Origin of the sequence: Myxococcus sp. CA033 (assembly GCF_013336625.1) — a bacterium.
Lineage (GTDB): Bacteria > Myxococcota > Myxococcia > Myxococcales > Myxococcaceae > Myxococcus > Myxococcus llanfairpwllgwyngyllgogerychwyrndrobwllllantysiliogogogochensis.
Genome location: NZ_JABUMU010000019.1, coordinates 61,025 through 86,179 on the forward strand (window position 1 = coordinate 61,025; position 25,155 = coordinate 86,179).

Genomic DNA, 25,155 nt, shown 5'->3' on the forward strand with positions numbered 1-25,155 from the left:
GCCGCGAGGCTGAAACGACGAACCCCGGACGCCGGGCACCCGCGACAGGGGCCGGCCTCCGGGGCGCCATCAGCCTCGGCTCCTGCCTACGGCAAGGTCAGGATGCCCCACTGCAGGAAGAAGTTCTGGATGGACGAGCGCAGGCTGTTGGTCTGCGGGATGCCCTGCGACGTGCCGTAGGTCCAGACCGCGGCATGCCCATTGGGGCCGTACGGGCACCGGGCGTACCCGTGGATGGCGATGGAGTGGCCGTTGGCCACGGATGCCGACGCGAAGTAGGGGAAGGTCGCCGCCGCCTGCACGTAGCCATACGAGTCGACCCGGCCCGTGCTGCCGATGTTGGAGAAGACCGTGGCGCCGTTGATTTGATTGAACGAGCCGCCCTGGCTGGCGGACGGGGTCAGCAACGGGGTGCCATCCACGCGGTAGACGGCCTGCTCCTTCGCGGTGGCGGAGCTGCCGGGGCTCGTGTAGGTGACGAACGTGGAGCCACTGACGCGTCCCTGGTGGTCGAAGCGGGCCGTGCAACTGGAAATGCAGGGGACGAGGCGAGGGAAGGGGAAGGGAATGACAATCACCTTGCCCCAGGGCCAGTTGAGGATGATGTCCTTGTAGTAATAGAAGACCCACTTCGTGCAGTTGAGCTTGAGCCTGACCTGGCTGATGCCTGTCACGCTGGTGGCGATGCCTGACGCGTTGCCTCCAATGGCGACCAGGGAGTGCTTGGCGCCCGGCCCGTTCCAGCCCGCGAGGGTGCCCGAGGCGTTCGTGAAGTTGATGCCATAGCCCAGGAAGGCCGGGCTGTGGGTGTAGACGGCCTGCCACACGCAGGTGCAGGGGCCGCTGAGCATGTACTTCGACATCGCGTGGGTGTAGGCGAGCGCCTCGCCGAGCAGCCGGGGGTTGTTGGCCTTCACCGCCTCGATGAGGTCAATCTCCTTGTCGGGGTTGCTCTCCTCGAGCTTGGTGATGACCTCATCCAGCTCCGCGCTCAAATGCACCACGTCCGAGTTGGACGCCGCGCCGGGCGCCACCGTCAGCGTGCACTTGTCGTCCCCATCCGTGCAGTCCAGGTTGACGGTGATGGGAAGGGTGGCGAGGGGCTCGGCCTTCGGGTCCTTGGTGTCCACCAGGACCAGCCGCTGGTTCCAGCCGGTCTCCCAGGGCCGCAGGAGTGCCTTCTCCAGCTTGACCTCCGATTCCTTGCCGGGCTGCGGGCTCACCTCCACGCTGTCATTGGCGCTGTCCTTGCCGTCATAGGAGACGAGCTTCGCGCCATCGGGAAGGGCCTGCTTGTCCGACCAGAGGATGCCCACCCGCAGGGCTCCTTCCTCCAGCTTCAGGCTGGTGATGGTCGCGACCGGGCCTTCCTCTCCTTCACCAGGTTCGGCGGCGGCTCGCGCCGACGGAGCCAGCAACAGGCCCCCGAGCGCGAGCACGGACAGCGGAAGGGAACGCAGGGGGAGCGAGACGAGGTCCAGGAGACCTCGTACGGAACGATATGACATGGGGAAACTCCTTATGAAGCAGGAGACACGGTCGACAGGGGTTGTCGTCCGTGGATGTCTGTCCAAGCAGGTCCCATGCCGGTTGATGCGATATGTCTGTTTTAGCAGGGCTGGCGCGGAGGTCTTGAGGGGGCTGTGTCTGACTTTGGACAGGGGCTCGTGGCCTTTTGCGCCACGAAACCGCCCGGGGTGTAGCGCGTGACGCTACTCGCGTGGCCCGCACCGGAGGCGCAAGACAGACGCCGTGGGCGCGTCCATGCCCACGGCGAAGCTCCCTCGGCGTCACGGCGTGCCGAAGTCCTGGGTCCAGTAGTGCCGGTAGGTGCTGCTCGGGGCATTGAAGTAGCCGATGCCAATGTGCACGAGCAGCGGGTTCATGATGTTCGTGCAGTGCCCGCTGCTGGCCATCCACCCGTTGACCACCGCCGCCGGCGTGGAATACCCGGCCGCGACATTCTCCGCGGCGCGCCGGTAGGTGTAGCCCGTCGCGGTGATGCGCTGCCACGGCGTGGAGCCATTGGAGCCGGTGTGGCTCATGAAGTTGTTGGTGCCCATGTCCTTGGAGTGCCTGCGCGCCGCACACCGCAGGCTCGCGTGGTGCGTCAGCGCGGGCGCGGGCGCTTGCGCCACCCCGCCACAGACCGCGCCCGCGGCCCGGCGCTGGTTGACGAGCGTGAGGACCTGGTCCTCGAAGCCCGCCCAGGCCGGGTCCCACGTCGCCACATCGTCGCAGACCGCGCTGGCCGTGACGTCGCCGGCCGCGGTGCCGCCTGTCTCCGTGCGGACCGCTGGCACCAGGGCGCCTTCCTCCTCCGCGATGGAGGACGGTGTCTCCGGACCACCACAGCCACCGAGCAGCGCGGCACCCAGCAGGAACAAGGGAATGGAGCGGGAGGTCATGTCGAATCCTTTCTCAAGCAGATGTGTGGCCACCTCATCGGAGGCGGTCTCCTCATCCTGGCGAGGCTCGACGGGATGTCGAGAGGGAACCCGGCGCCCGCCTGCTCGCGCGGTGCGCCGTGCGCCCACTCCAATGCAAATGTTACCGGGACACAGTGACGTCGCCGGCTCAATTCCTCACATGCCACCCGTTGTTCCCGGGACGAACGCAATGTTCCGCTGTCGCTGGTTCAGCATTCGCCCGGAATGAATCGCGGGGAGTCCCAAACCCTAGAACACGCGAACGGGCCGGAGCCGAATCGAGGACATGCCATTGCCGAGCGCGCCCTGGGAGTTGTCTCCCCACCCCCAGACGACGCCGTCCGACTTCACGGCGAGGGAGTGCTGGGCGCCCGCGGAGATGGACACCATCCCGAAGAGCCCCTGCACCTGCACGGGTGACGTCCGCCGGACCCCCAGGCTTCCATCGCCGAGCTGTCCCGTGTCGTTGGCGCCGAAGCTCCACACCGTGCCTCCTGTCTTCAAGGCGAGTGTGTGCCCGTCGCCACCGTCGATGGCGGTGATGCCGAAGAGGCCCGGCACCTGGGGCGGTGTCCGTGAGAAGGCCGGCGCGCTGACTCCGAGCTGCCCCTGGGTGTTGTCGCCCCAGGCCCACACCGTCCCATCCGAGCGCAGGGCTAGGGAGTGGTTGCGACCCCCGAGCACCGTGCCCTGTCGAGCGAAGCCCTCGGCTGCTCGCACGGACCCCAGCTCGAAGCGCCGGAGCTTCCTCGGATGCCACGGTTCATGATTCCCCCCATCGCGCGGGCGACAGGGGAGGCAACGAATCACCCAACCGACCTCGCTGACAACAGGGACTCGGTCCCCTCGTGAGGGGGTGGTCTGGGGTACGCTGTGGGGGAATCTCTTCAGCGAAGGCACGCCACCATGACCGCGCAGCTCCGCGACACCGTCGAATACCGCAAGCACGCCTTCGAGCTCGCGGGGGTCCGTGGCTCCAGCCTGTTCGAGCCATCGACCCAGGGGCTGACTCCCGCGGCCATGTCGACGGCCTGCCAGCGAGGCTTCCTCTGTCTGTACCGCGTCGCGGAAAAGCGGCTCCAACTGGAGGAGCTGCGCATCGGCCTGTCGGCGCAGGAGGAGCAGGCCGTCCAGGAGGGCCGGGGCACGCCGCTGTTCGGCCAGCTTCCCGCCTACGTCAGCGAGACGCACGAGCGGGTCATCTACACGCGCTTGCGCGCGCCCGTGGCCTTCACCGGGGGTCTGCTGGTGGTGGACGGCTTCACCCGAGGGGTGCCCGTCCAGGACGGACTGCACCCCGCCTGGAGTCGCAAGCGCATCCAGGAGCTGCTGTTCGAGGGCGGGCGTCTGGTGGAGGAGCGGGACTGCGGGGAGGTGATGACGCGCGTGCGCGAGCGGGTGCGCGAGAAGTCGCTTCAGCTGGACCTCGCGGCCCACCGGGCCCAGCTCGCGGAGTGGCTCACGGACGCGTTCCGTCTGGACTACGGCTCGGCGACGTGGGCCGCGCCGCGCGGAGGATGAACTGGGGGAGCAGCTCCTCGCGGAACTTCCTCCAGAGGGCCACGTGGTTGTAGTTGCCCGCGGTGAACATCACCACGAGGTCCAGCTCGGGGACGACCATCACCAGCTGTCCGCCGTTGCCGCTGGCTTCGTACTGCGAATACACCCGGTCGCCCACGCGCAGCTCGTGGCGCCACCACGCATAGCCGTACGTCCTGCCGGGCTCCATCGTCGCGTGGAGCGCCGTGGAGCGCTCCACCCAGCGCTGGCTCACGACGCGCCGTCCGTTCCACACGCCGCCCGACAGGTAGAGCTGTCCGAGCTTCAGCGCGTCGCGGGGCCGCATGAAGATGCCGCCCCCCAGGTACTGCTCCCCTGAAGGCATCAGGTCCAGGTGGTAGCCGCGCAGCTGGAGCGGCTCGGCGACGTACCGGGTGAAGAACTCCGGTATCCACGTCCGCGTGGCCTTGCGCAGCACGCCGCCCAGCAGGTTGATGTTCGCCGAGCAGTACACGCCCTTCTCGCCCGGCGCCCGCGTCATCGGCAGGTCCAGCGTGTACTTGTACCAGTCGGGCACCGTGTCATCGAGGCGCTCCTCGTTGCCCGGGGAGGCCTCGTCGTCGTCGTCACACGCGAGGCCCGTCGACATGGTCATCAAATGCTCGACGGTGAGCTTGCGCTTGCGCGCATCCAGGTGGGCGAGCTTCCCCCGGTACTCGGGAAACAGGGAGACCACCGGCGTGTCGACAGTGAAGGGCGCGCCCTGGTCCAGGGCGATGCCCATCAAGAGGGGCGCATGTGTCTTGGACGCGGAGCGCAGGTCATGGGGCCGCTCCTTGTCGAAGCCCTGGAAGTACTCCTCGAGCACCAGCTTCCCATGGCGCGCCACGAGCAGCCCCTGGATGGCGGGCGCCGCGTCGGGGCCGGGCTGCTGGTCCAGGATGCGCTGCACGAGCTCGCGCAGGGGCTGGACGTCCATGCCGACGTCGTCGAGAGAAGCCGTCGTCCAGCCATCCTCCTCCGCGATGGGTTTTTCATACACGTACGCGCCCGTCGCGGGGATGCGCGGATGGAGGCCCACGGCCTGGTCCCGCTCCCGGGGCGTGAAGTCGAACGTGGCGTCCAGCGGTGGGTAGAACAGGGACAGCCGCCGGGCCTGGGCGTCGAAGCGCCCTTCGAGGCGCGTGGTGCCCCGGGTCGCGACGAGTTGGACGAGGCCGTCCTGGACGCTGACGCGAAACAGCAGCCTGTTGCCGAAGTTGCGCTCCGGATTGCGGATGAAGGCGCTCAGCGTGCCGTCGGCCTGCTGCTGGATGACCAGATACAGGGAGAAGCGGTCCTCGAGCGGGGCGACGTCGCCCCGCCAGATGTTGGCCCGGAGGGCACGCAGCTCCACCGGGGTGGCGAACTTCATGCCGCTGGTGCGCACGCGCGGCTGAATCCAGTGGCCGCTGATGCGCTGGCCGTCGTCCGAGAGCGTCCCGCGCAGCTCGCCCTGGCCGCCGGGGAGGATGAAGGAGACCGCCTTTCCCTCCAGGCGCGCGGGCACGTCGAAGCCCGCGATGCGTGCGCGCCAGGCGTGCGTGTCGCGCGTCAGCGTCAGCTCGCCCCGGACCTCCGGACCCAGGACGCGCTCACTTCCCCACGTGCCCACCAGGGCCTGTGCCGGGTCGGCTGGCGCGGGCGCCGCACCCGTGAGCCATGGGAGCCAGGCGAGGAGGAGCCAGAGCGTCGATGGAGCCAGGGAGCTCGAGTCGCGATGGGAGGCCATGCCGCGACGCAAGCTACCAGAGGGCCTCCGCCGGACGAGTCTGGTTGTCACCTCCGTGAGACACGTCACGGCCGTGTTCCGGGCGTGTCATCCCGTGAGCCGTGAGAGGACAGGAGCCCTGGAAAATGGGAGGCGCGCCCCTCCTGAAACAGCCCGCCAGGGGTATCGGGCAAGCTGGTAGCGTGCCGCGCATGGCGAGCAAGAAGAAGTCCACGTCGAGTGAGACCCCCGTGGCGGCCTCCTGGAGCCAGGTCGGCAAGTTCCTGGGAACGCAGTGGCCGTCGTTCGTTGAAAAGCATTCGGCCGGAAAGAAGCCGTGGTCGCGAGGGGGGCCCATCAGCGATGCGTTCGCGTCCTGGGGGCAGCCCCTGCCCAAGGATTTGACCCAGCTGCTGCAGCCGCTGGCGGAGTGTGAGCCCCCGCCGCTCGAGGAACTCACGCTCGGCTCGGATGCTCCGCGGACGACGCCCGGCAACCTCATGGAGCAGCGCATCGTCGCGGCCCAGAGCTACCGGCCGCTCTGGAAGGAACTCACGGGCGGCTTCGTCGAGATTGGCGCCACGTCCTCGGGTGACCTCTGGCTGTATGCCCGTGAGCCCCAGCGTGGAAAGGCTCGCGCGCAAATCTATCTCTTCAACCATGAGACGGATGGCATCGAGGCGCCGCAGGCCGAGAACCTCGACGCCCTGGTCTTCCGCGCCGCGCTCGTGCGGGCTCATGCGCTGGGTGAGGTCGACGCGGAGACGTTCAAGCAGGCCCGTCAGAAGCTGGACACGTGTGTCGGAGAGCTGGGCTTCGAGGAGACCCTGGCGGGAGTGAAGCCCTACGTGGCCAAGGAGGAGCCGGCCTACAAAAACGACCTCAGGGCTGGCTGGCTGGTGACGTTGCTGACGGAAGTGGGCGCGTCCGACGCGGAGCTGCGCGGAGCCTTCGACGTCGAGATGAACCCGCCGCTCACCGAGGAGCGACTCGCCACGAGCGCGGAGCGGTTCAAGACGTATCCGCCCGCGGCCTTCTACTTCTGCATGGCGAGCTTCTTCGCTGGCGACGAGGCGCGGCTCACTCAGGCTCTGGAGCTGTGCCGGCTGAGCGATGCCCCCCTGGTGAAGGACCTGGTCGCGCTGATGGAGGAGCTTCGCGCGGGCCGCAAGCAACTGGGCGCCATCTCCGACGTCCAGGCCCTGCGACAGCGGGTGATGGGACTGGCGCTGTGGGACGAGGAGGGGCGTGCGCGGGCGAAGGAGAAGGAGGCCGCGGCGGCGGCGGTGAAGGTCGCGAGCGCCGCGCGAGAGGGTTCGCTCGACGCGCTCGCCTGGGAGGCCGTGAAGGACCCCGCGCTCGGCGCCGCCATCCAGGAGGCCTATGCGGCGGATCCGTCCATGCAGGCCACCGTCGCCCTGATGTCTGCGTGGAAGGACGAGGAGAACTACCGCGACGAGGGGGTCATCGCGGAGCTCATCGCGGAAGGAGACCGTCGCGCCACGCCGCTGCTCATCTCCATCGCCCGGTACGGGGAGGGTGGCGAGGACCTCATCGCGCTGGAGGTGCTCGCGGCGTGGGCCGAGCCTCGCGCCGTCGAACTCGTCCGTGACGCGGCGTTCGCCGAGGACCGCTTCCACCTCAAGCGCCACCTGTTCATCCAGCTCATCCAGGCCCTGGGAGACAAGGCGAACACGAAGCACCTGCTGGCGGTGCTGCGCATGTATCCGCTGAAGGACGGGGATTCGGAGCGCAACCGGATGCTCGGCGCGCTCGTCTTCGCGCTCGGCGAGCTGGGGGACCCGGCTGTCGGTGACACGCTCCTGCGCTATCTGGAGCGCACGGTGGACGCCGTGGGCAAGGAGGCGCCCATCTCCTTCTCGGAGGCCGTCTGTTACGCGCTGGGCGCGGTGGGGGAGACCCGGGCGCTGGCGCCCCTGCTGGCGCGCTTCGAGGAGAAGCCGTGGAAGCTCTCCAGCTCGCCCGCGACGTGCTTCGCGCTCGGTCGGCTCGCTGGAACCGCCGACCCCGCGTCGCGCGAGAAGGCCCTCGCGTTGCTCGAGAGCAACCGCTTCTCGAAGGGGTTCTTCATCGACGTGAACAAGCAGAAGCACCCGAATACCATCGCCGGGCTCTTCCGCGACGTGGGCGGCCTGACGGTGGCGGCGTCGGGTCAGTTGATGCTGGAGGTCGCGATGGCCGGGCTCACCGAAGGCGCTCGGCGCGAGGAGGCGCTGGCGAACCTGCGCGAGCTGGTGACGGGCGTGCTGACGCAGTGGGAGGCGCGCTCCTCCAAGTACTGGACGGGCTATGACGGGTACGCGCTCCTGGCCTGGGCGCTGCTGGCGCTGCGGGCACACCCGGACCTGGGCCGCGAACTCGCGCGTCCGTTCGTCACCTCCGACGTGCCGCTCGTGCGCCTGCTGGCGAAGCAGGTCGTGGGCGCATAGGCCGCACGCGCGGGGCCTGGGGCCGGGCATGGGTGTAAAGCCCGGCCCCGCGGCCTTCGCGGCGTTGCTTCCGGATGGGGGACTACTTCGGCCCTTCGCGGAAGATGGCTCCCGCGAGGGTGGCCGCCACCGTCACGCCGGCGAACGCCACGAGCGCCGCGGAGACGAGCGAGAACAACATGGGCAGCCCCGCGTCGAAGTACACGACGGCGACCCAGCCCACGCCCGCCGCGATGACCATGCGCGCGGTGCCCGCGAGCACGGGCCAGAAGACGCGCGCCACGCCCTGGGCCGCGAACCCCAGCACGAAGCCCAACCCCAGCAGGCCGTAGAACGGCGCGACGATGCGCAGGTACGTCACGCCCGGCGCCAGCACCGCCGCGTCCTTGCTGAAGAAGTGCAGCCACGCATTCGGCGCCACGGCGGCGAGCAGCCCGATGGACCCCGCCACCCCGAAGCCCAGCCACGCGCCCACCCAGGCCGTGCGCCGGGCGCGCTCCCAATTGCCCGCGCCCGCGTTGGTGCCGACCATCGTCAGCGCCGCCGTGCCCAGGCCGAAGAGCAGCGGCACGAGCAGGTAGTCGAGCCGGGCCGCGATTCCGTAGCCCGCCAGCGCCTCCACGCCGAACAATCCCACCGCGCCCGTGACGATGATGACCGTCAGGTTGGGCTGCACCGCGCTCAGCGCCGTCGGCAGGCCCACGCGCAGGATGTCTCGAATCAGCCGCGCCTCCAGTCGCACCGGCGCCAGGCGCAGCGAGGTGCGGCCCGAAGCCAGGTGCCGCAAGAGCCAGAGCGAGGCCCCCAGATAGAACAGGACCATGGCCAGCCCCGCGCCCGCGATGCCCAGCGCGGGCAGCGGCCCGGCTCCGAAGATGAGCACGGGGGAGATGACCACCAGGATGCCCGCGCCGGCCAGTGTCACCGTCGCTGGCAGCTTGACGTTGCCCGCGCCGCGCAGCGCCGCCGCGAGCAGGTTGACGACCCAGAAGGGGATGGCGCCCGCGAAGAGATAGTTCGAGTACCGGACCGCCGCCTCCAGCGCCCCCTCCGCGCCCCCCAGCGCCCGGTAGAGCGCCGGTCCGAAGAGCCACGCGAGCACGGTGGAGGCCAGCCCCAGCCCCAGCCCCATCACCACCGCGTGCCACACCAGCGCGTCCGCGTCCTCCTTGCGATTCGCCCCCGTCGCGCGGGCGACCGCGGAGGCCACTCCGCTGCCGATGCCACCGTTGGACATCATCGTCATCAACATGAAGATGGGGAACACCAGCGACACCCCGGCCAGCGCGTCGGTGCCGAGGAAGCTCACGTACCAGGTCTCCACCACCCCGACGAACGCCTGCGCCACCAGCACCACCGTGGTGGGCACCGCCAGCTTCAGCAGCGTCGGGAGGATGGGGGCGTTGAGCAGGGCCTCGCGGATGCCGCTCGCTCCCCCGGGGCTCGTCCCACGCTCGCTGCTGGCCTCGGTGCTCAAGGGGACCGCGCTCTTCAGCTGCATGGGGTAGCTCCCGGGTGACGTATGATGAGCGTAATATGGTCTTGCGGGGGCTCGCAGTGAAAAACGCGCCAGGGCTCAGTTCAGCACGAAATCCTTGTCAGGGAGCAGGGGCGGAGGGAGCGGCTCTCCCGCGAGGTCCATCACCGAGCGCTCGATGGCGCGGGTCATGGCGTCCAGCGGCAAGTCATTGGGTTCGGTGCCGAAGGGGTCTTCCAGCTCCGCCGTCACCGTGTCGAGCGCGATGAAGGTGTAGGCGACGAAGACGGAGACGAGCGGCGTGGACCAGCCCAGGCTGCCGGTCAGCGCGAAGGGCAGCAGCAGGATGTAGAGGTACACCGTGCGATGCAGCATCACGCTGTAGACATAGGGAATGGGCGTGCCGGCGATGCGCTCACATCCGCCGAGCACCTCCGAGAGCCGGTCCAGGTTGTCGTCGAACGAGGCCACGAGCACCTCGCCCAGGCGGCCCTGGTGGCGCAGGCGGGCGACCCACTCGGCCAGGCCGAGGACCACCCGCGCGGGGCGGTGCTCCGCGGCCACCACGCGCTCGCGCACGCCGGAGTCCAGGGTGTCGAGTGGAACCGAGGTGCCGCGGAGTTGGTGGTTCAGCGAGACGGCCAGGGCGCGGAGCAGGTCTGTCACCTCGCGACGCTCCTCCAGGGAGAGCGCGGGGGAGGGATGGGTGAGCGCCTGTCTCATGAAGGAGCGCGAGACAATCATCAGCGAGCCCCAGAGCTTGCGGGCCTCCCAGAAGCGGTCATACGCGGTGCTGTTCCGGAAGCCGAGGAAGATGGCCAGCGCGACGCCGAGCAGGCCCAGGGGGCCTTCCCGCAGGTTGAAGGGATGGGGGCCAGTGGCCACCGCCAGGCAGGCGAGCGCCAGGAAGAAGCCCAGCCGAGGCAGGATGCGGGGGACGACGGAACCGCGCCAGACGAACAGCATGCGAAGCCAGTGCATTCGCGGACGAACAATCATGCGGCCCCACTAACCATGGCCGAGGGCGCTCGTCGACCACGGAGCCAGAGGACACGGGGTGGGGTTTCGGGCCATCGCGCTTGAAGGGGCGGGTTCGGGGATTCGCGTCGACGCCTGCTTCGCGGCGGCCGAGGTCGCGAGCCCTGGGCCGAGGGTCGGGCGTTGCCTCATTGGTGGAACGTGGACACGCATCTCCTCCAAGAGGTCACGGTCCATTTCGTGGGCGGAAGCGCTCCGAGCGACGCATGGGTCGCGCGGCCCTGGACCGACGTGGAAGCGCGACGGTTCGCCCTGGAGGTCGGCTCGTGATTCGTCTGAGCAACAGCACCCTGGTGTCCCTTCCGGCCGGCGTGGAGGGCCCCGCCTATGACCGCACCCGGGTGACGCCGGGCATCGCCCACCTGGGCGTGGGCCAGTTCCATCGCGCGCACCAGGCGCTCTACCTGGACCGCTGCCTCGCCCTCCCCGGGCAGGAGCGCTGGGGCATCGTCGGCATTGGCGTCCTGGATGGAGCCCGGGAGCGCCACAAGGCGGACGCGCTCCACGCGCAACAGGGCCTCTACAGCCTGACGGAGTTTCCCGCGCGGGGACGTCCCACGGTGCGAGTGGTGGGCTCGCTGGTGGGCTACCTCCATGCACCCGAGGACCCCGAGCGCGTGCTGGAGCTGCTGGCGGCTCCGGACCTTCGCCTCGTCACCCTCACGCTCACGGAAGGGGGCTACAACCTGGACGAGGCAGGGCAGTTCCTGCTGGAGACGCCCGCCGTCGCGAGGGATTTGGACAGCCAGGTGCCGACCACCGCCTTCGGGCTCGTCACCGAGGCGCTGCGTCGACGGCGTGAGCGGGGCCTGGGGCCGTTCACCGTGCTGAGCTGCGACAACCTCCGTCAGAATGGCGAGGTGGCCCGGGACGCCTTCCTGTCATTCGCCCGGGCCCGGGTGCCGTCGCTCGCGAACTGGATGGAGGAGCACGTCACGTTTCCCAGCGCCATGGTGGACCGCATCACCCCCGGCGTGACGGAGCACGAGGCGGCCCGGCTCAACGAGGCCAGCGGACTGGATGACGCGCTACCTGTGTACTCCGAGTCATTCATCCAATGGGTCATCGAGGACAGGTTCTGCGCCGGGCGGCCGCCCCTGGAGCGGGTGGGGGTCCAATTCACCGACGACGTCGGGCCCTATGAGCAGGTCAAGCTGCGGCTGCTGAATGCCTCACACAGCCTGCTCGCCTTCCCTGGCCTCCTGATGGGCTACCGCTTCGTCGCCCAGGCCATGGAGGACCCCGCGCTGGTGTCCTTGCTGCAAGCGTTCCTGCGCGAGGACGCGGAGCCGTTGCTGCATCCGCCGCGAGGGTTCTCCGTGCGGGACTACGGCGACACGGTGCTGGAGCGATTCAGCAACCCCGCCATCAACGACCAACTCCTGCGCATCGCCAGCGACAGTGCCTCCAAGCTCCCCCTCTTCGTCCAGCCCACGGCGCGAGAGGCGCTGCGCGAGGGCCGCGACACCCGGCGCATCGCGTTCCTGCTCGCCGCGTTCTGCGAGTACCTGCGGGGAGTCGACGAGCGCGGCCATGTCTTCCTTCCCCTGGAGCCGCACCTGACGGGGGCCGAGGTGAGGCGCGCGCACGCCACGGACTTGAAGGCGCCCCTGGGCCTGGAGCTGTTCCAGGGGTGGGGTCTGGCCGAACATCCCGGGTTCGTGAAGGACTGCGTCCACTTCCGACGGGAGCTGCGCTTCAAGGGTGTCTCGGCCACCCTGGCGGAGCTGGCGCGGTCGACGGAAGCGGCCTCGGCTTGAGCGCGGGCGAGGGCCGGTGTGTCAGGCCCTCGCCTGGCCCACCATGTCCGACGCGCTGGTCCGCTTCCCTCGACCCCGTGTCCGTCGACCCGCCCCGGTCGAATCCAGGACCGCGAGGTCGGAGGGGAAGCAGACCCCAGGGAGGTGTCGGTGTGGCGCGCCTGCCAGTGCCCGAGTCACGGGGCGCCGGAACTCAAGGGGATTCTGGTCGACGCTGAAATCAGCAGCGTGATTGCAACGGTTGTTTGGTGGCGTGAAACGGGGGCTTCATGATGACCGCGGGCGTTCGAGCGCGCTTTCGCGCCGCGCCTGACTGGAGTCCATCTCGATGCGAAACCTCGTCAGTGGGTGCCGCCGTTCCCTGGTGGTGGCCCTTGGGTTGTTGCTGGCCTCGTGCGGTGACGCGCCCGTCGAAAGTCCGGCCCCACCGGAGATGGCACCCCACCTCCCCAGCACCCCGGATGGACAGGTGCATGCCATGTCGTTGCAGGCCTTCATCGTCTGTGACCCGCCGAATGTCTTCACGTCGTGCGAGGGGTACGTGACAGGGGGCGTGGCGCCCTACACCTTCTATTTCGGGCGGAACATCATCGAGTACGAGACGGGGCGGCAGTACTCGGTGACGGGGCCAGGCACGGGGGGCTGGTACCCCTATGGCTGCACGCCTCCTTCCGAAGAGCAGCCCGCGACCTTCGACGAGCAGCCGACCCTCCGGGTGCGCGACGCGCTGGGCAACTACTCCCCGCTGGTGACGGACTCCTATCGCGCCTGCCACGCGCCGTAGTGGGCGCCGCCGGTGCGCGCTACTTGCTGTCGAGCGTGAAGACGCCGTCCCAGTCCTCGGGCGGCGGCGTCACGAGCAGGGTGTCGCACCGCGCGGCGAAGCGCTGGGAGGGAGGGTCCTCGGGCGAGGCGAGGAACACCGCGCGGGCCTCGGTGAAGCGCCGGGCCCGGTAGAGCGCGAGGCCCTCCGCGAAGCGGACGAGGTGCGGCGCGGGAGAGGTGCCCGCCACGCCCACGAGCTCGAACACGCGGACGGGCTGCTGCTTGCCTTTGACGCGCAGCAAATCCAACTCGCGGGCCAGCACCACACCGCGCGCGGCGAGCAGCGTGTCCTCGGCGACGAGCGTGCGGGTGCCGTAGACCTTGGCGGCACCCTCCAGGCGCGAGGCGAGGTTCACCGTGTCGCCGATGACGGTGTAGTCCTGGGCCGCGCTGGAGCCCAGGTTGCCCGCCACGGCGTGGCCGGTGTTGATGCCGATGCGGCAGTCGAGCCTGGGCAGCCCTCGCGCCTCGAACACCGGAGACAGCCGGTCCACCACCGCGAGCAGGTCCAACGCGGTGAGGCACGCGCGCGCCGCATGGTCCTCCAGCGGGAGCGGCGCGTTCCAGAAGCACATGATGGCGTCGCCGATGAACTTGTCGAGCGTGGCTCCATGCTGGGTCAGCACGCCCGTCGCCTGCTCGAAGTAGGTGTTGAGCAGCGCGACCAGTTCCTCCGGGCTGAGCTGCTCGCTCATCGAGGTGAAGCCCACCAGGTCGCTGAACAGCACCGTGAGCAGCTTCCGCTCGCCTCCCGGCGCGGCCTTCTCCGGATTCTTGAGCAGCTCGTCCACCACCTGCGGCGCGAGGTAGCGCTTGAAGAGGCCTTTTATCTGGTCCCGCTGTCGCAGGCCGCTGACCATCTCGTTGAATGCCTGCGCCACCCGGCCCACCTCGTCGGTGCCGCGCACGGGCACCTCGACGGTGAGGTCTCCCAGCCGCACGCGCCCCGCCGCCTCCTCCAACCGCACCAGCGGCGAGGCCAGCCCGCGCGCGAGGAAGAAGGCGGCCGCCAGCGCGAACAGCGCGATGCCCACGGCCGTGGGCACCAACCACAGTCGGAAGCGCCGGAGGATGGGCTTGATTTCAGCGTCGAAGTCCCGGAGGACGAACACCTGTCCCATCCGGGCCCCGTCCACGCCGAGGAGCGTCCCCTCGCGCACCAGGTAGTGCGTGTCGCCGAGGTACACATCACGCGCCTGCCCGGCCTCCAGCTTCGGACCGTCCAACCGCGTCTCCAGCGGGAGCTGGGACGCCGTGGCTCCGTCCTCCGCGCGGACAGCGAAGCTGGCGCGGGTGTCCGCCATCTGCGGCCCCGGTGCCCTGGGGGCCATCGGGTCCTCCAGCAGCACGTCCTTCACCCATTGGCCCGACAGCACCACCCCCACCGGTTCGCGCGAGGCCCCATAGGCGGGCTGCGCATGGACGAGCAGCAGGTCCCCCTCGCGCACCTGCTCCAAGGGGATGAACGTGAAGGGCAGGGAGCGCAGCTGCGCGGGAGACCAGAGCGCCGACGTGGGACCGCGCCTCAGCGCGGTGTCGAGCAGCGGCAGCGCCAGTGGCTGGTCCCCCAGTTGCTCCGGCTCCGCGCGGGTGTAGACGAGCCGCCCGCTGGCGTTGAAGAAGGCCCAGGGAGGCTCGCCCCCGAACGCGTCGGTGTCGGCGGAGGAGATGACCTCGCGGGCATAGCGGATGCCGTCGGTCTCCGCCGTCTCGTCTCCGAGCCCGGCCTCGGCGTCGAGGGAGTTGACCGAGAGGGACATCCCCCTGAAGGAGTGGTCCATCGTCCGCGCCTCGGCCACGTCGCGGATGCGCTCCTGACTGGCGCGGGCGAGCTGCTGGAAGGCCACCAGCGTGCGCTCCAGGTCGCTGGCGATCTTCTGCTTGGCCGCCGCCTCCACCGCGAGCGTGGTGAGCACGAGCGCCGCGACGAGCGCCGCGCCTGCGAGCGCCATGAAGGCGAGAACGAGCTTCCGGGTCAGCGTCACCGCGCGAAGGATAGCCGCGCCCGGGCGCTCCCCGCGAATCTAGGGACTCTTGCCGGAGTAATCGGGCCGGGGGCCGTACTTCTTGCCGTGTTTGTCCAGGTGGGTGTCGTCGGCGCGCGTCTCGGTCAGCTCGAGCGTGGCGGTGGCGGTGCCTCCCGACTCCACGACGACCTCCACGCGGGCGATGTTGCTCTTCTCGTCCCGCCGATGCACGGCGAAGAGGGGATGGCGTCCGGGAGGCACGCCTCGCAGCTCGAAGCGCCCGTCCTTGTCCGTCACCGCGAAGGCGCGGTTGGGCACCACCACCACCGTCGCCACCATCTGCTCGTGGATGTCGCAGTACACGTCGATGATGCCCGTCTTCTTGAAGGTCTCGACGTAGGCCTCGCCCGGCCGGTTCTTGCCCGCGTCGAACCTGCGCGCCACCGAGCGCGAGAAGACGTTGTGCAGCACCACGTCCCGGTTGGAGAACTCCACCTTCTGTCCCGCGACGATGGGCAGCACCGAGGGGAAGAAGGTCTTGTCCCGCTGGCTCATCTTCGCCACCTCGGCGGGGGGCTCCTCGGTGTAGCCGGTGAGGTAGACGACCACGCCGGAGCGGTCCGCCTTGGGCGTCGGCTTGCCGTCCGGACCGATGACGAGGATGCGCACCTCTCCTCGCACCGCGCCCGGCTCGGCGCTCGCGAGGGACGCGGTCATCAGGAGCGACAGGAGGAGCGACTTCACAGCGCCACCGCCCAGATGAGCCTCGGCATGAAGCGAGGGGTTTCGTCGGTGATGCCCGTCAACCCGACGAAGGTGCCGGCGGTAATCCACATGCGCCCGAACGTCCAGGCCACGCTCGGACCGACGAAGAGGTGCGGGTCGCCTTTCACGTCCTTCAGCCCGAACTCACCGAAGGACTCGAACGACAGCCGCAGCTCGTCCGGGATGACGGGATAGGAGACGCCCGCGGAGTACGTCCCGAGGATTTGGACCGGGGCGTCGCCGCCGCGCAGCCCGGGGATGCCCACCTGTGCGCCCAGGTCCAGCGCCACGCGCAGCCCGCTGTCCCACTGGTAGGAGCCGACGAGGTCGGCGTCCACGCGCGACGGGCTCGCCTCGCGGATGGACTGGTGCCAGACGGCGCGGATGAGCGGTTGGAACGCGCGGTCATCGCCTCGGGGAAAGAGGCGGTAGCGGAAGTCGGCCTCGAAGGAGTCCAGCTCCGTGATGTCCCGGTTGGCGCGCACCTGGAAGGGGATGGCGAGCTCCAGGTGCTGGCTCAAGCCGATGACGGGCCCCCACCAAATCCAGTAGACGGAAGGACGGTCCGGGAACGCGGGCGCGCGGCTGCGGGCCCACAGCCACTGCTCCAGCTCGACGTCGCCCTTGGGCACGATGTCGGTGTCGAACGTCCAGATGAAGGGGCGGCGGCCGGCCAGGGCAGGCTCGGCCCACGTCACCCCCAGGATGCATGCCACCAGCGCCAACCAGCGGACTGCTCGCATTCGCGCTCCCCACCCCGGGCGACAGGGTGCTCGTGCTGGTGCCTAGCACACCACGCCCGGAGGTGGGACCGACAGGCGATTACAACCGGTCGCTGATTCGCTGCTGCAACAGCCAGTCGTAGAGCTCCAGGGTGGCGTAGGCGGTGTCCCACGTCGCCTCGTTGTGACCTGCGTTGGGGATGATGGTGACGCGCATCTTGCTCTCACCCGGGCCGCACTTCGTGTCGAGCCACGTCTTGACGCTCGTGGCGCGGGACGGCGTGTCCAGGGCGCCGTGGAAGGCCCAGATTGGCAACGGCTTCAGGTTGCAGATGTTCGCGTTATTGGTGGGCGTGGAGGTGATGGAGATGGGGACGATGGCCGCCAGTTGGCTGGTGTGGTTCATGCCCAGCTCGATGCTGATGTTGCCGCCGCCGCTCAGTCCGGTGACGTAGACGCGGTCCGCGTCCACGCGGTAGTCCTTCTTGGCGTCCTCGATGAGCGCGAGCAGCGAGGGCGCGGCGAACCAGCCGGTGCCCGTGTTGTCGAAGGGGAGGCGCTGATTGGGCGAGATGACGATGGCCTTCATCGCGGCGCGGAAGCTGGCGGAGGAGAACTGCCGGGCCAGGCCCTCCGGATTGCTCAGCACCGCAGTGCGGTCGACGGTGAGGGTACTGCCTCCGATGCCGTGCATCCCGATGATGAGCGGCCAGCGGGTGGTGCGGTCATTGTTGTACTGCTCGGGCAGGAAGAGGGCGTAGTCGTAGCGGACGTTGCGGACCAGCGTCTGCTGTCCGGCCGCGCACGTGGTGGGGCCGGTGGGAGTGGCGGCCGGTGTACCCATGAGCTTCAGCTCGCGCAGCCGGCAATGGGGCTTGTCCTTGCACACCACCCGGACCTGCGTGGTGATGACGGGCGTGGTGAAGGTGAGCGTCTTCTGCGTGGTGCTGAGCGGGTTGCCGTCCACCACGGTGCCAGGAATCGTCTTCCAGCAGCCGCCATTCCAGGCCTGCAACTCGAAGGCGGGCATCGCGTTGGTCGCGGTCGCCGAGGTGCCCAGGTGCAGCTCCGCGCTGCTCACCTCGTAGGCGCCCTGGAGGTCCACGTCGAGGTAGTTGTGCGTCTGGAAGTGGAAACCGGACTCCCACCGGGTGGCGAGGTCTCCGTCCACCGCGTTCGCCGGCGGGAGGGATGTGTTGAAGGAGCCCGCGGTGGCGGGTTTCTTGAACGCCACGTCGGTGAGCACGGCTGGCGGCGCCGTCACCGTCACGCTCACCTCGTCGGAGGCCGTGGCTCCGTCGTCGTCCGTGGCGGTGAGCCGGAAGACGAAGACGCCGGCGGACAGGCCCGCGATGCTCAAGGAGGCGGTGGTGGTGCCGCTCAGCGTGGCCGAAGGGCCGCTCACCTGCGTCCAGGCCAGCGACGTCACCGTGCCGTCCGCGTCGGTGGCTCCGCCGACCAGCGTCACGCTGCTGGTGGGCAGCGTCAGCGACCTGTCCGCGCCCGCGTCGGCCACGGGCGGGATGTTCACCTGCGTCGAGTGGGGCGTGCCGAAGACCCACAGCTCCTTCACCCGGCAGTTGTCCGCGAGCGGGTCCCTGCATGAGAAGCGCACCTTGTTCGCCGTCACCGGCTGCGTGAACGTGGTGGACACCGCGATGCTCGTGTTGGCCGTCTGGCTGGCGCCGGGGATGGGCTTCCAGCCTGTCCCGTCGTCGTAGAACAGCTCGTAGCTCTGGATGACACGGGTGTCCCGGAAGCCGGTGTAGAGCTCCATCCGGACCAGGTCGAACGTCCCCTGCAGGTCGATGTCGAGCAGGCGCGTCTGGTTGTAGATGCCAGGGCACCAGCGCGACGTATCGGTATTGATGTCCCCATCCACCGCGTACTCCGGACGGAACGGGTCCTGCGTGGAGCTGGCCGTGGCCGGCTTGTTCAAGGTGACATTGATGAGCTCGTCGATTCTGGCGCGCTGCTGCGCGGGCTGGAGGGCGCGCTCGTCGCCCTCCGGTGCTCCGCAGCTCACGAGCGCACTCGCCACCAACATGCTGATGAGGGATTGAAGCCGTCGCAAGGTGTCCTCCTCGGGATGGGGAAGAGGACATCTTGCATCAGTCACAGGGTTTCAAATCCGCAAAAGTTGTTATTCGTGTAATTCGCATGTAATGTCATGTCACCACTTGCCGGCGTGTGCGCCTCCGTCCACGTGGAGGACTTCGCCCGAGACATAGGTCGCGCCGTGAAGGTAGAGCACCGCGTCCACCATCTCCGCCACCGTGCCGACCCGGTGCATGGGGGACATGGTCCTGAGAAAGGGATGTTTGTCCTGGGAGTGCATGGGCGTGTCGATGGCGCCCGCGGCCACGGTGTTCACGCGGATGCCCTGGCCCGCGTATTCGATGGAGAGCGCGCGGGTGGCGGTCTCGAGTCCGCCCTTGGTCAGGATGGCGAGCGCTCCGGAGACGCCCGAGATGGGCTGCCCCACCAGGGACGTGCCGATGTTCACGATGTGCCCTGCCTTCCGGGGCACCATCCACCGGAGGGCCTGCTGGCTCATGTGGAAGAAGCCCGCGATGTTCGTCGACACCAGCTGGGCGAAATCGCTCTCGTCATAATCCGTGAAGGGTTTTGCGATGAAGAGGCCCGCGTTGTTGATGAGCAGGTCCACCTGCCCGAAGCGCGACTCCGCGACCTCGAAGACCTTCCTCGCCGTCGCCTTGTCCCCGACATCGCCGTCCACGAGCGCCAGTTGCTCCGTCGGCACGAGCGAGGGCTCGCGCGACGTCTGCCTCGCCGTCCCCACCACCGAGAACCCTCGCTCCAGCAGGGCCCGGGTGAGGCCCAGACCAATTCCACTCGACGCACCCGTGACGACCGCGACCTGTGAACCCATGGTTTCGCTCCGTGAACGGGCGAAAAGCCCGTCTCGCCGGGCCTAGGTCGTCACGCGCCGGACTGTTACAGGCCGTCGTATTCGAAGGAGCAATGGCGCAATTGCTCACGGGCGCGGTGGAGGAGGACTCGGACATAGCCGTCGGAGATGCCGAGCAGCTTTCCCACCTCGCCGCTGGGCTGTTCATCCAACAGACTGAGCATGACCACGCGACGCTGAAGCTGGGCCATGCGGGAGATGCACCCGTGCATCCAGGCCAGTTGCTCGGTGCGGGAGATGAACTCCTCGCTCGTCACGGTGTCCTGTGCGGCCTCCCCCGCTTCGAGCAGCAGTCGCGCCTTGGACTGGCGGGAGTGTTTGCGTCGGCGGTTCATGAGGTTGTGGCGGAGGATGACCGTCAGCAGCTTCACCGAGTCGTCGGAGTCCCGCGCGATTTCCCGCGCCTCCGGGAGGCGGAAGAACGAAAAGAAGCTCTCCTGGACCGCGTCGAGCGCATCCTCCGCATCCAGGCCCCGACGGCGGGCATGGGTGAGCAAACGCTCCCGGTGCTCATGCACCAGCTCCGCCACCCACGACAAGAAGCCGGGGGAGATGGGCGGCGAGGCGGGGAGTTGGGAGATGTCCTTGGCCGTCACGTTCCTGCTCCTGAAGAGGGTCTCAGCCCCCTAGGTCTCCAGTAGCGGCGTCGTTACAAGGTTTCCACGGGAAGCGCCCGGAGGCCGTGGGCCACGAAGCCCAGCATCAGGATGGAGGCGGATGGGGTGCTGTAGAAACGGTGGTATCCCGCGCGCACCTGTTCCAGCTCCTCCAGGGAGATGAGCCCGGCATCCATCGCCGGTCGTAGCCGCTCCGGGTCCAACTGGCGTCGGAACGCCTCCAGGCCCAGCGCGTCGCTGTGGTACGCGATGACGTCCAGCCGGACGTCCGTGAACCCCGCGGCGGTGAGCAGGCGCACGAGTTGGCGACCGATGAAGCGGTTGCCGCCGCGGTGGAGCTGAAGCCGCTCCGCCTTGCGGTGGATGGACTCCAGCTCCGGCAGGGACGGCTCCGCCACGCCCCACAGTCCCGCGTCCAGCTCGCTGACCACCAGTCGCCCTCCAGGACGAAGCAACCTGAGGGCCTCGCGCGCCGCGAGCAGGGGCTCCTCCAGGTGTTGAAACACGAAGCGCGCCAGCGCCAGGTCGAAGCGCGCGTCGGGCAGCCCTGTCTCCAGGACGGAGCAGCGGTGCACCCGCGCGCGTGCGCCCAGTCGGGCCTCCGCGAGCACACACATCCCAGGGTTCAGCTCCACGACATGCAACGCGCCGGAGGGCACCAGCTCCAGCAGCTTCTCCGCGACGAACCCAGGCCCGCCTCCCAGCTCCACCACGGACATGCTCTCCGTCAGCCCCAGGGCACGAAGGAGCCGACGCTCCTCCGGCCAGCTCAGCTCCACCTGGGCCTTCAGCCTCGCGAGCTCCTCGCCGAGCCCTCCTGAGTGTTCCTCCGGACGATATGAGCCACTCATTCCGCATCCCAGCGGCGAGCACGCATCGGCAGCCCGCCCGAGGGACGCAGTGTCACCAGCGCCTCCGGCTCCACGCGGCGTCCTTCCACGTGCTGGAGCTGGAAGCGCTGGACGACCATGGCCAGGACGAGTCGCGCCTCCATCATCGCGAAGTTGCGACCGATGCAGACACGTGGGCCTCCGCTGAAGGGCAGGTACGCATAGGGATGTCGAGCCGAGGCGCGGCTGTCCCGGAAGCGCTCCGGGTCGAAGGTCTCCGGCTCGCTCCAGTAGTCAGGGTGGCGATGGAGCAGGTACGGGCTGACGATGACCAGGGTGCCGGCGGGGAGGTGATAGCCACCCACGCAGTCGTCCTCCCGGCAGATGCGCGACATCAACCACACCGGGGGATACAGGCGCATCGCCTCCTGGAGCACCCGTCCTCCGAAGTCGAGCGCCCGCACCCGCTCCGCCACCAGTGGCTTCGTGCCCAGCAGCGCCCGCGCCTCCTCGCGCACGCGAAGCCGAGCCTCCGGATGCAGGCCGAGCAGGTGCAGGCTCCAGGTGAGCGCCTTGGCCGTCGTCTCGTGGCCCGCCATCAGGAAGGTGAAGATCTGCTCGCGCAGGACGCGCTCACCGGCGGGTCCGTCGAGCGCGGGAGGATGCCCTTCCAGGAGCAGGGCCAGCAGGTCCGTGCCTCCACCCGTCTCGCGCCGCCGCGAGAGGATTCGCTGGACGAGCGTGTCGATGAGCTGGCTCGCCTCGCGGAACTGTCGCAGGCCCACGGCGTCCTCGGCGTCGAAGCGGGACATGAAGCTGTTGAGCCGCTGCACCGCCCCGGCGAAGTCCGTCGTGGCGTCCTCCAAATCACAGCCGAAGAGACAGCGGGTGACGATGCGCAGCGTGAGGTGCCCCAGCTCGCGCTCCACGTCGAAGGGGATGCCCGTGCGCGCCGGGTCCTCCCAGCGACGCAACATGTCCTCGGTGCACTCCGCCATGACCTGGACCCAGGGCTCGATGCGACTGTGCTCGAAGGCGGGACGGGCCACGCGGCGCTGCTCGGCCCAGGGCTCACCCTCGGTCGTCATCAGGCCCTGGCCCAGCATGGGCAGGAGCATCATCAAGTCGGGCGTGCCCTGCTTGACGTAGTTGCGCGCGTGACTCTGGAGCACGTGCTGCGCGTGGAGGGGATGGTTCACCACCACGGTGGACCAGCCTCCCGCCGTATAGCGGAAGAGGCTCCCGTACCTGCTGGCGCTCTCCGTGAGGAAGCGCAGCGGCTGGGCGCGCAGGGCTCCCAAGTCAGGAGCATCCGTCACCAGCGGAGGCAGGGGCAGGTTGAGGTCCGTCAGGCTCATGGCATCACCCTGAGCACAGGCTCTCGGTCCTGGAAGAGGGGATGTTTCGCCGCGCGGTACGACGCGGAGAACACCCCCTGGAGCTTGCGGTACTCCCGCATGAACTCCTCCCGAGGCATCCGCGTCCGCGTCACCGCGTGCTGCAAGTCGAAGTGCTCCCAGTGGGGCCGGCCATTCGGCTGCCGCTCCAGGATGTGCTCGAACGACTCGCACGCGGGTGTGCCCGGCAGCGGCGTGAGCAGGGTGAAGGACGGATAGTCGACGCCCTGCTCACGGATGAATGTCGCGAGCTGGTCGAACTCCCGAGGCGTGTACTCCGGCTTGACGATGAAGCTGGCGAAGACGTGGATGCCCAACTCTTTCGCCGCCTGGAGCCCTTGGAGTATCTGCTCGCGCGCCTGCCGCTTGTTGTAGTCCTTCAGCTCGTGGTCGAGCACCGCCTCCAGCCCGAAGAAGACGCGCCGCAGGCCGATGTCCCGCCACCGCCGCATCAGGTCCAAATCCCTCAGGAAGGAGTCGATGCGGCAGTACGCGAAGTACTCCTTCTCCAGTCGAGCGGCTTCAATCTGCTCGGCCAGCGCCCACATGCGACGCGGGTTGACGAAGGGCTCGTCGTCCACGAGGAAGACATAGCGCTCGGGGATGGTGGCCAGCTCCTCGACGACGCGCTCGACGTCGCGCTTGTAGTAGCGGCCGTCCATGATCTTCCACAGCGAGCAGAAGTTGCACCGGAAGGGACAGCCCACCGTGGTCCGCAGCAGCGCGATGGGCTTCATCCAGTCGATGAAGTAGCGCGCCCGGTCCGCCGGCACGAGGCTCCGATCCGGAAAGGGCAGCGCGTCGATGTCCAGCTTGGGCGCCTCGCCTCCGAAGCGGAACGTGTCCGGGGCGCGCGCCCACGCCCCTGGGATTTCCGTGAGCCCGTCTCCCGCCTCCAGCGCCTGGAGGATGCGCCGGAACGGGCGGACTCCCTCGCCACTCACGACACAGTCAATCTGGGGCTCGAAGAAGTCCTCGGGCATCAGCGTCGCATGGTGTCCCCCCACCACCGTGCGCACCCGGGGCAGCAACGCCTTGGCCTGCCGACATAGCTCCAGCATCCGGGGCACGTGCATGGAGTAGCCCGTGACGCCCACCACGTCGGGCTCGAAGCTCCACAGCGTCAGCGTCAAATCATGGGGATGCAGGCGCAAATCGAGCAGCCGCACCTCATGGCCATCCTGACGGGCCCCCGCGGACAGGTACTCCAGGGCGAGCGGCTCCGCGATGGCACCCAGGTCTCCCCAGCCGATGAGCTCCCTCTTCGCGTTGGGATAGAGCAACAGGACCTTCATGTGCCGTCCTCCTTCGCTCGGGTGCCGAGCGCGAACTCACCCACCGCGCCCTCGGCCAGCGGGGGGATTCCACTGGCGCGCGCGAACAGCTCGGAGTCGCCGCCGCCCAGCGCGCACGGCGCCAGGTCCATGGCGGTCGCCGCCAGATACAGCGTCTGGAACAGCACCCCGACGTTCTTGAGGATGAGCGCGTAGCCCATGGCCTGGTACTTCCAGAAGACGCGCGGGAAGCGGGCCGTGATGACGAGCAAGACCTGCGGCCGTCCCTCCCGGGCGAGCGTGTGCCAGGCGCCTTCCAGCAGCTGCTCCACCTGCTGCGTTCGGGGCGTCAGCTTGCACAGCTCGTGTTGCCCGGAGCGGTACTGATACAGGCCGGACTCCAGGCCCTCGCAGCGGTCCACGACGAGGTACAGCTCCAGCTCATACAGCGCGCCTCCACCGGGGTAGGGGCGCTCACCCAGCTCGCCATGTTCCGTGGAGAGGACCCGACGCGTGCGCGCCGCGCGGTACAGCAGCTCACCAAGCTGTTCGAGGCTGATGGGCGGCTCGCCATACGTGCGAAGCGAGCGGCGTCGCTCCAGCACCTGGGTGAAGGGCGCGTCCTCCTGCGAGAGCCGCTTGAGGTCGGGCCGGGGCAGCGGCACCACCGCCTCCGTCATCCGGGGCTTCAGCGCGGGCAGGGGCTCCATCCGGTGCTCGAAGCGATACGTGGCGCCATAGGGGCTCGGCAGTCGCCCCAGTCGGCTGTGCCCATGGAACAGCAGGTCCTCCGGCTCCCACAGCGCCAGCGCGGCGTCCTCCTCCTCGGGGACGTGCACCGCCTTCGCGTCCAGGAGCATCCCCAGGAGGAGGTCCACGGCCTTGATGGGCAGCGTGGCGGCGCGCTCCGTCAGCTCGGCCAGGGAGCGCGGGCTAGACAGCTCCGGGAGGAGCGCCGCCGCCCGTGTGTCCCGCAGCAGCACGCGGGCGTGGGACGCGGGGACTTCCACCACGAGCTGGTGGTCCTCGCGACGCACGCACGCGAGCCGTGAGAGGACATACTTCGCCTCGGGCCTCCGGGGCTCCGAGTGGCCGGGGGCCGTGCTCGGCAGCAGCGTCGCCAGTGGTGCGTCCTCCAGCAGCAGCGTCCGGTACAGGAAGTCGTTCCGTGCGAGGGATTGGAGCAGGTGGTCCAGCAGGAGGCTCGCGGTGGGCCCGTCATGCGGCTCCGCGGTGTCGAGCAGCTCGTGTTCCGTGCCGCCTGTCTCCAATTGCTGGAGCGCGGCCCGGGCGCCAGCGGACAGGCCGCCGAACTCCAGACCGAAGCGAGGACTGGCGACGACGCGCCGCCCATCCTCCAGCGTGTGGACCTTGATGCCGGGCGTGAGCCCGAAGGATTCATGGAGCCGCATCGCGTCCGCT

The 25,155-nt window shown here is 69.0% G+C and carries 20 protein-coding genes; 4 read left to right on the plus strand and 16 right to left on the minus strand.

From position 1 onward, the window contains the following. Nucleotides 1-86: 86 nt before the first annotated feature. The 3 genes from HUA78_RS32810 to HUA78_RS47805 form a co-directional block, all read right to left on the minus strand. Nucleotides 87-1,508, minus strand: a complete 1,422-nt coding sequence (locus HUA78_RS32810) for a hypothetical protein (RefSeq protein ID WP_174461135.1) — start codon at nt 1,506-1,508, stop codon at nt 87-89. A gap of 282 nt (nt 1,509-1,790) precedes the next feature. After that, a complete protein-coding gene (locus HUA78_RS32815) occupies nt 1,791-2,408 on the minus strand; it encodes a CAP domain-containing protein (RefSeq protein WP_174457811.1) in 618 nt (205 codons plus the stop codon). A gap of 270 nt (nt 2,409-2,678) precedes the next feature. Continuing rightward, complete coding sequence (locus tag HUA78_RS47805) at nt 2,679-3,149, minus strand: hypothetical protein (protein WP_174461136.1); 471 nt, start codon at nt 3,147-3,149, stop codon at nt 2,679-2,681. 186 nt (nt 3,150-3,335) lie between these two features. Here HUA78_RS47805 and HUA78_RS32825 point away from each other — a divergent pair, with 186 nt between their 5' ends. Beyond that, nucleotides 3,336-3,950 (plus strand): hypothetical protein, encoded by a 615-nt coding sequence (locus HUA78_RS32825; protein WP_174461137.1) that lies wholly within the window; start codon nt 3,336-3,338, stop codon nt 3,948-3,950. Here the strand turns inward: HUA78_RS32825 and HUA78_RS32830 are convergent. Next, nucleotides 3,889-5,700, minus strand: coding sequence for a serine hydrolase (locus tag HUA78_RS32830; RefSeq protein ID WP_174477935.1), 1,812 nt, complete (start codon nt 5,698-5,700; stop codon nt 3,889-3,891). The two genes, HUA78_RS32825 and HUA78_RS32830, sit on opposite strands and share 62 nt — an antisense overlap. A 191-nt stretch (nt 5,701-5,891) precedes the next feature. Between HUA78_RS32830 and HUA78_RS32835 the strand changes: the two genes are divergently transcribed. Further along, a complete protein-coding gene (locus tag HUA78_RS32835; RefSeq protein WP_174465030.1) occupies nt 5,892-8,129 on the plus strand; it encodes a HEAT repeat domain-containing protein in 2,238 nt (745 codons plus the stop codon). A gap of 82 nt (nt 8,130-8,211) precedes the next feature. Here the strand turns inward: HUA78_RS32835 and HUA78_RS32840 are convergent, their stop codons facing one another. After that, nucleotides 8,212-9,630, minus strand: coding sequence for an MATE family efflux transporter (locus HUA78_RS32840; protein WP_174477936.1), 1,419 nt, complete (start codon nt 9,628-9,630; stop codon nt 8,212-8,214). A 75-nt stretch (nt 9,631-9,705) separates the two neighbouring features. Continuing rightward, nucleotides 9,706-10,605: a bestrophin family protein gene (locus HUA78_RS32845; RefSeq protein WP_174465029.1), complete on the minus strand. Its 900-nt coding sequence runs from the start codon at nt 10,603-10,605 to the stop codon at nt 9,706-9,708. A gap of 305 nt (nt 10,606-10,910) precedes the next feature. Between HUA78_RS32845 and HUA78_RS32850 the strand changes: the two genes are divergently transcribed. Both HUA78_RS32850 and HUA78_RS32855 read left to right on the plus strand, forming a co-directional pair. Beyond that, nucleotides 10,911-12,404 (plus strand): mannitol dehydrogenase family protein, encoded by a 1,494-nt coding sequence (locus tag HUA78_RS32850; RefSeq protein WP_217442679.1) that lies wholly within the window; start codon nt 10,911-10,913, stop codon nt 12,402-12,404. Nucleotides 12,405-12,732: 328 nt separating this feature from the next. Beyond that, a complete protein-coding gene (locus tag HUA78_RS32855) occupies nt 12,733-13,188 on the plus strand; it encodes a hypothetical protein (RefSeq protein WP_141640832.1) in 456 nt (151 codons plus the stop codon). A gap of 19 nt (nt 13,189-13,207) precedes the next feature. Here HUA78_RS32855 and HUA78_RS32860 read toward each other — a convergent pair whose 3' ends face one another. The 10 genes from HUA78_RS32860 to HUA78_RS32905 all read right to left on the minus strand — a co-directional run bounded on the left by HUA78_RS32860 (nt 13,208) and on the right by HUA78_RS32905 (nt 25,145). Further along, on the minus strand, nt 13,208-15,214 hold the full coding sequence (locus tag HUA78_RS32860) for an adenylate/guanylate cyclase domain-containing protein (RefSeq protein ID WP_174461142.1): 2,007 nt from the start codon (nt 15,212-15,214) through the stop codon (nt 13,208-13,210). 39 nt (nt 15,215-15,253) lie between these two features. Next, nucleotides 15,254-15,940 (minus strand): plastocyanin/azurin family copper-binding protein, encoded by a 687-nt coding sequence (locus HUA78_RS32865; RefSeq protein WP_371745708.1) that lies wholly within the window; start codon nt 15,938-15,940, stop codon nt 15,254-15,256. Then, complete coding sequence (locus HUA78_RS32870; protein ID WP_141640834.1) at nt 15,937-16,704, minus strand: hypothetical protein; 768 nt, start codon at nt 16,702-16,704, stop codon at nt 15,937-15,939. The genes HUA78_RS32865 and HUA78_RS32870 overlap by 4 nt, the downstream gene beginning before the upstream one ends. Before the next feature lie 79 nt (nt 16,705-16,783). Next, nucleotides 16,784-18,757: a discoidin domain-containing protein gene (locus tag HUA78_RS32875; protein ID WP_174477938.1), complete on the minus strand. Its 1,974-nt coding sequence runs from the start codon at nt 18,755-18,757 to the stop codon at nt 16,784-16,786. A gap of 99 nt (nt 18,758-18,856) precedes the next feature. Continuing rightward, nucleotides 18,857-19,576 carry an SDR family NAD(P)-dependent oxidoreductase gene (locus tag HUA78_RS32880; protein ID WP_141640836.1) on the minus strand — a complete coding sequence of 240 codons (720 nt, stop codon included), beginning with the start codon at nt 19,574-19,576 and terminating at the stop codon, nt 18,857-18,859. A gap of 65 nt (nt 19,577-19,641) precedes the next feature. After that, a complete protein-coding gene (locus HUA78_RS32885; RefSeq protein WP_174477939.1) occupies nt 19,642-20,211 on the minus strand; it encodes a sigma-70 family RNA polymerase sigma factor in 570 nt (189 codons plus the stop codon). A 53-nt stretch (nt 20,212-20,264) separates the two neighbouring features. Beyond that, entirely contained in the window at nt 20,265-21,083 is an 819-nt protein-coding gene (locus HUA78_RS32890) for a class I SAM-dependent methyltransferase (RefSeq protein ID WP_174477940.1), read from the minus strand. Beyond that, nucleotides 21,080-22,420, minus strand: coding sequence for a cytochrome P450 (locus HUA78_RS32895; protein WP_174477941.1), 1,341 nt, complete (start codon nt 22,418-22,420; stop codon nt 21,080-21,082). Before HUA78_RS32895 ends, HUA78_RS32890 begins: the two co-directional genes overlap by 4 nt. Then, nucleotides 22,417-23,754 (minus strand): B12-binding domain-containing radical SAM protein, encoded by a 1,338-nt coding sequence (locus HUA78_RS32900; RefSeq protein ID WP_174477942.1) that lies wholly within the window; start codon nt 23,752-23,754, stop codon nt 22,417-22,419. Before HUA78_RS32900 ends, HUA78_RS32895 begins: the two co-directional genes overlap by 4 nt. Next, the gene (locus HUA78_RS32905; RefSeq protein ID WP_174461148.1) at nt 23,751-25,145 is read right to left on the minus strand and encodes a SagB family peptide dehydrogenase; all 1,395 of its coding nucleotides are present in this window, start codon (nt 25,143-25,145) and stop codon (nt 23,751-23,753) included. The genes HUA78_RS32900 and HUA78_RS32905 overlap by 4 nt, the downstream gene beginning before the upstream one ends. Nucleotides 25,146-25,155 lie beyond the last annotated feature (10 nt).

Excerpts from the sequence above, each read along its gene's own strand:
- HUA78_RS32810 (WP_174461135.1), bottom strand. The coding sequence starts at position 1,508 with ATGTCATATCGTTCCGTACGAGGTCTCCTGGACCTCGTCTCGCTCCCC.
- HUA78_RS32815 (WP_174457811.1), bottom strand. The coding sequence starts at position 2,408 with ATGACCTCCCGCTCCATTCCCTTGTTCCTGCTGGGTGCCGCGCTGCTC.
- HUA78_RS32825 (WP_174461137.1), top strand. The coding sequence starts at position 3,336 with ATGACCGCGCAGCTCCGCGACACCGTCGAATACCGCAAGCACGCCTTC.
- HUA78_RS32830 (WP_174477935.1), bottom strand. The coding sequence starts at position 5,700 with ATGGCCTCCCATCGCGACTCGAGCTCCCTGGCTCCATCGACGCTCTGG.
- HUA78_RS32835 (WP_174465030.1), top strand. The coding sequence starts at position 5,892 with ATGGCGAGCAAGAAGAAGTCCACGTCGAGTGAGACCCCCGTGGCGGCC.
- HUA78_RS32840 (WP_174477936.1), bottom strand. The coding sequence starts at position 9,630 with ATGCAGCTGAAGAGCGCGGTCCCCTTGAGCACCGAGGCCAGCAGCGAG.
- HUA78_RS32845 (WP_174465029.1), bottom strand. The coding sequence starts at position 10,605 with ATGATTGTTCGTCCGCGAATGCACTGGCTTCGCATGCTGTTCGTCTGG.
- HUA78_RS32855 (WP_141640832.1), top strand. The coding sequence starts at position 12,733 with ATGCGAAACCTCGTCAGTGGGTGCCGCCGTTCCCTGGTGGTGGCCCTT.
- HUA78_RS32870 (WP_141640834.1), bottom strand. The coding sequence starts at position 16,704 with ATGCGAGCAGTCCGCTGGTTGGCGCTGGTGGCATGCATCCTGGGGGTG.
- HUA78_RS32880 (WP_141640836.1), bottom strand. The coding sequence starts at position 19,576 with ATGGGTTCACAGGTCGCGGTCGTCACGGGTGCGTCGAGTGGAATTGGT.
- HUA78_RS32890 (WP_174477940.1), bottom strand. The coding sequence starts at position 21,083 with ATGAGTGGCTCATATCGTCCGGAGGAACACTCAGGAGGGCTCGGCGAG.
- HUA78_RS32895 (WP_174477941.1), bottom strand. The coding sequence starts at position 22,420 with ATGAGCCTGACGGACCTCAACCTGCCCCTGCCTCCGCTGGTGACGGAT.
- HUA78_RS32900 (WP_174477942.1), bottom strand. The coding sequence starts at position 23,754 with ATGAAGGTCCTGTTGCTCTATCCCAACGCGAAGAGGGAGCTCATCGGC.
- HUA78_RS32905 (WP_174461148.1), bottom strand. The coding sequence starts at position 25,145 with ATGCGGCTCCATGAATCCTTCGGGCTCACGCCCGGCATCAAGGTCCAC.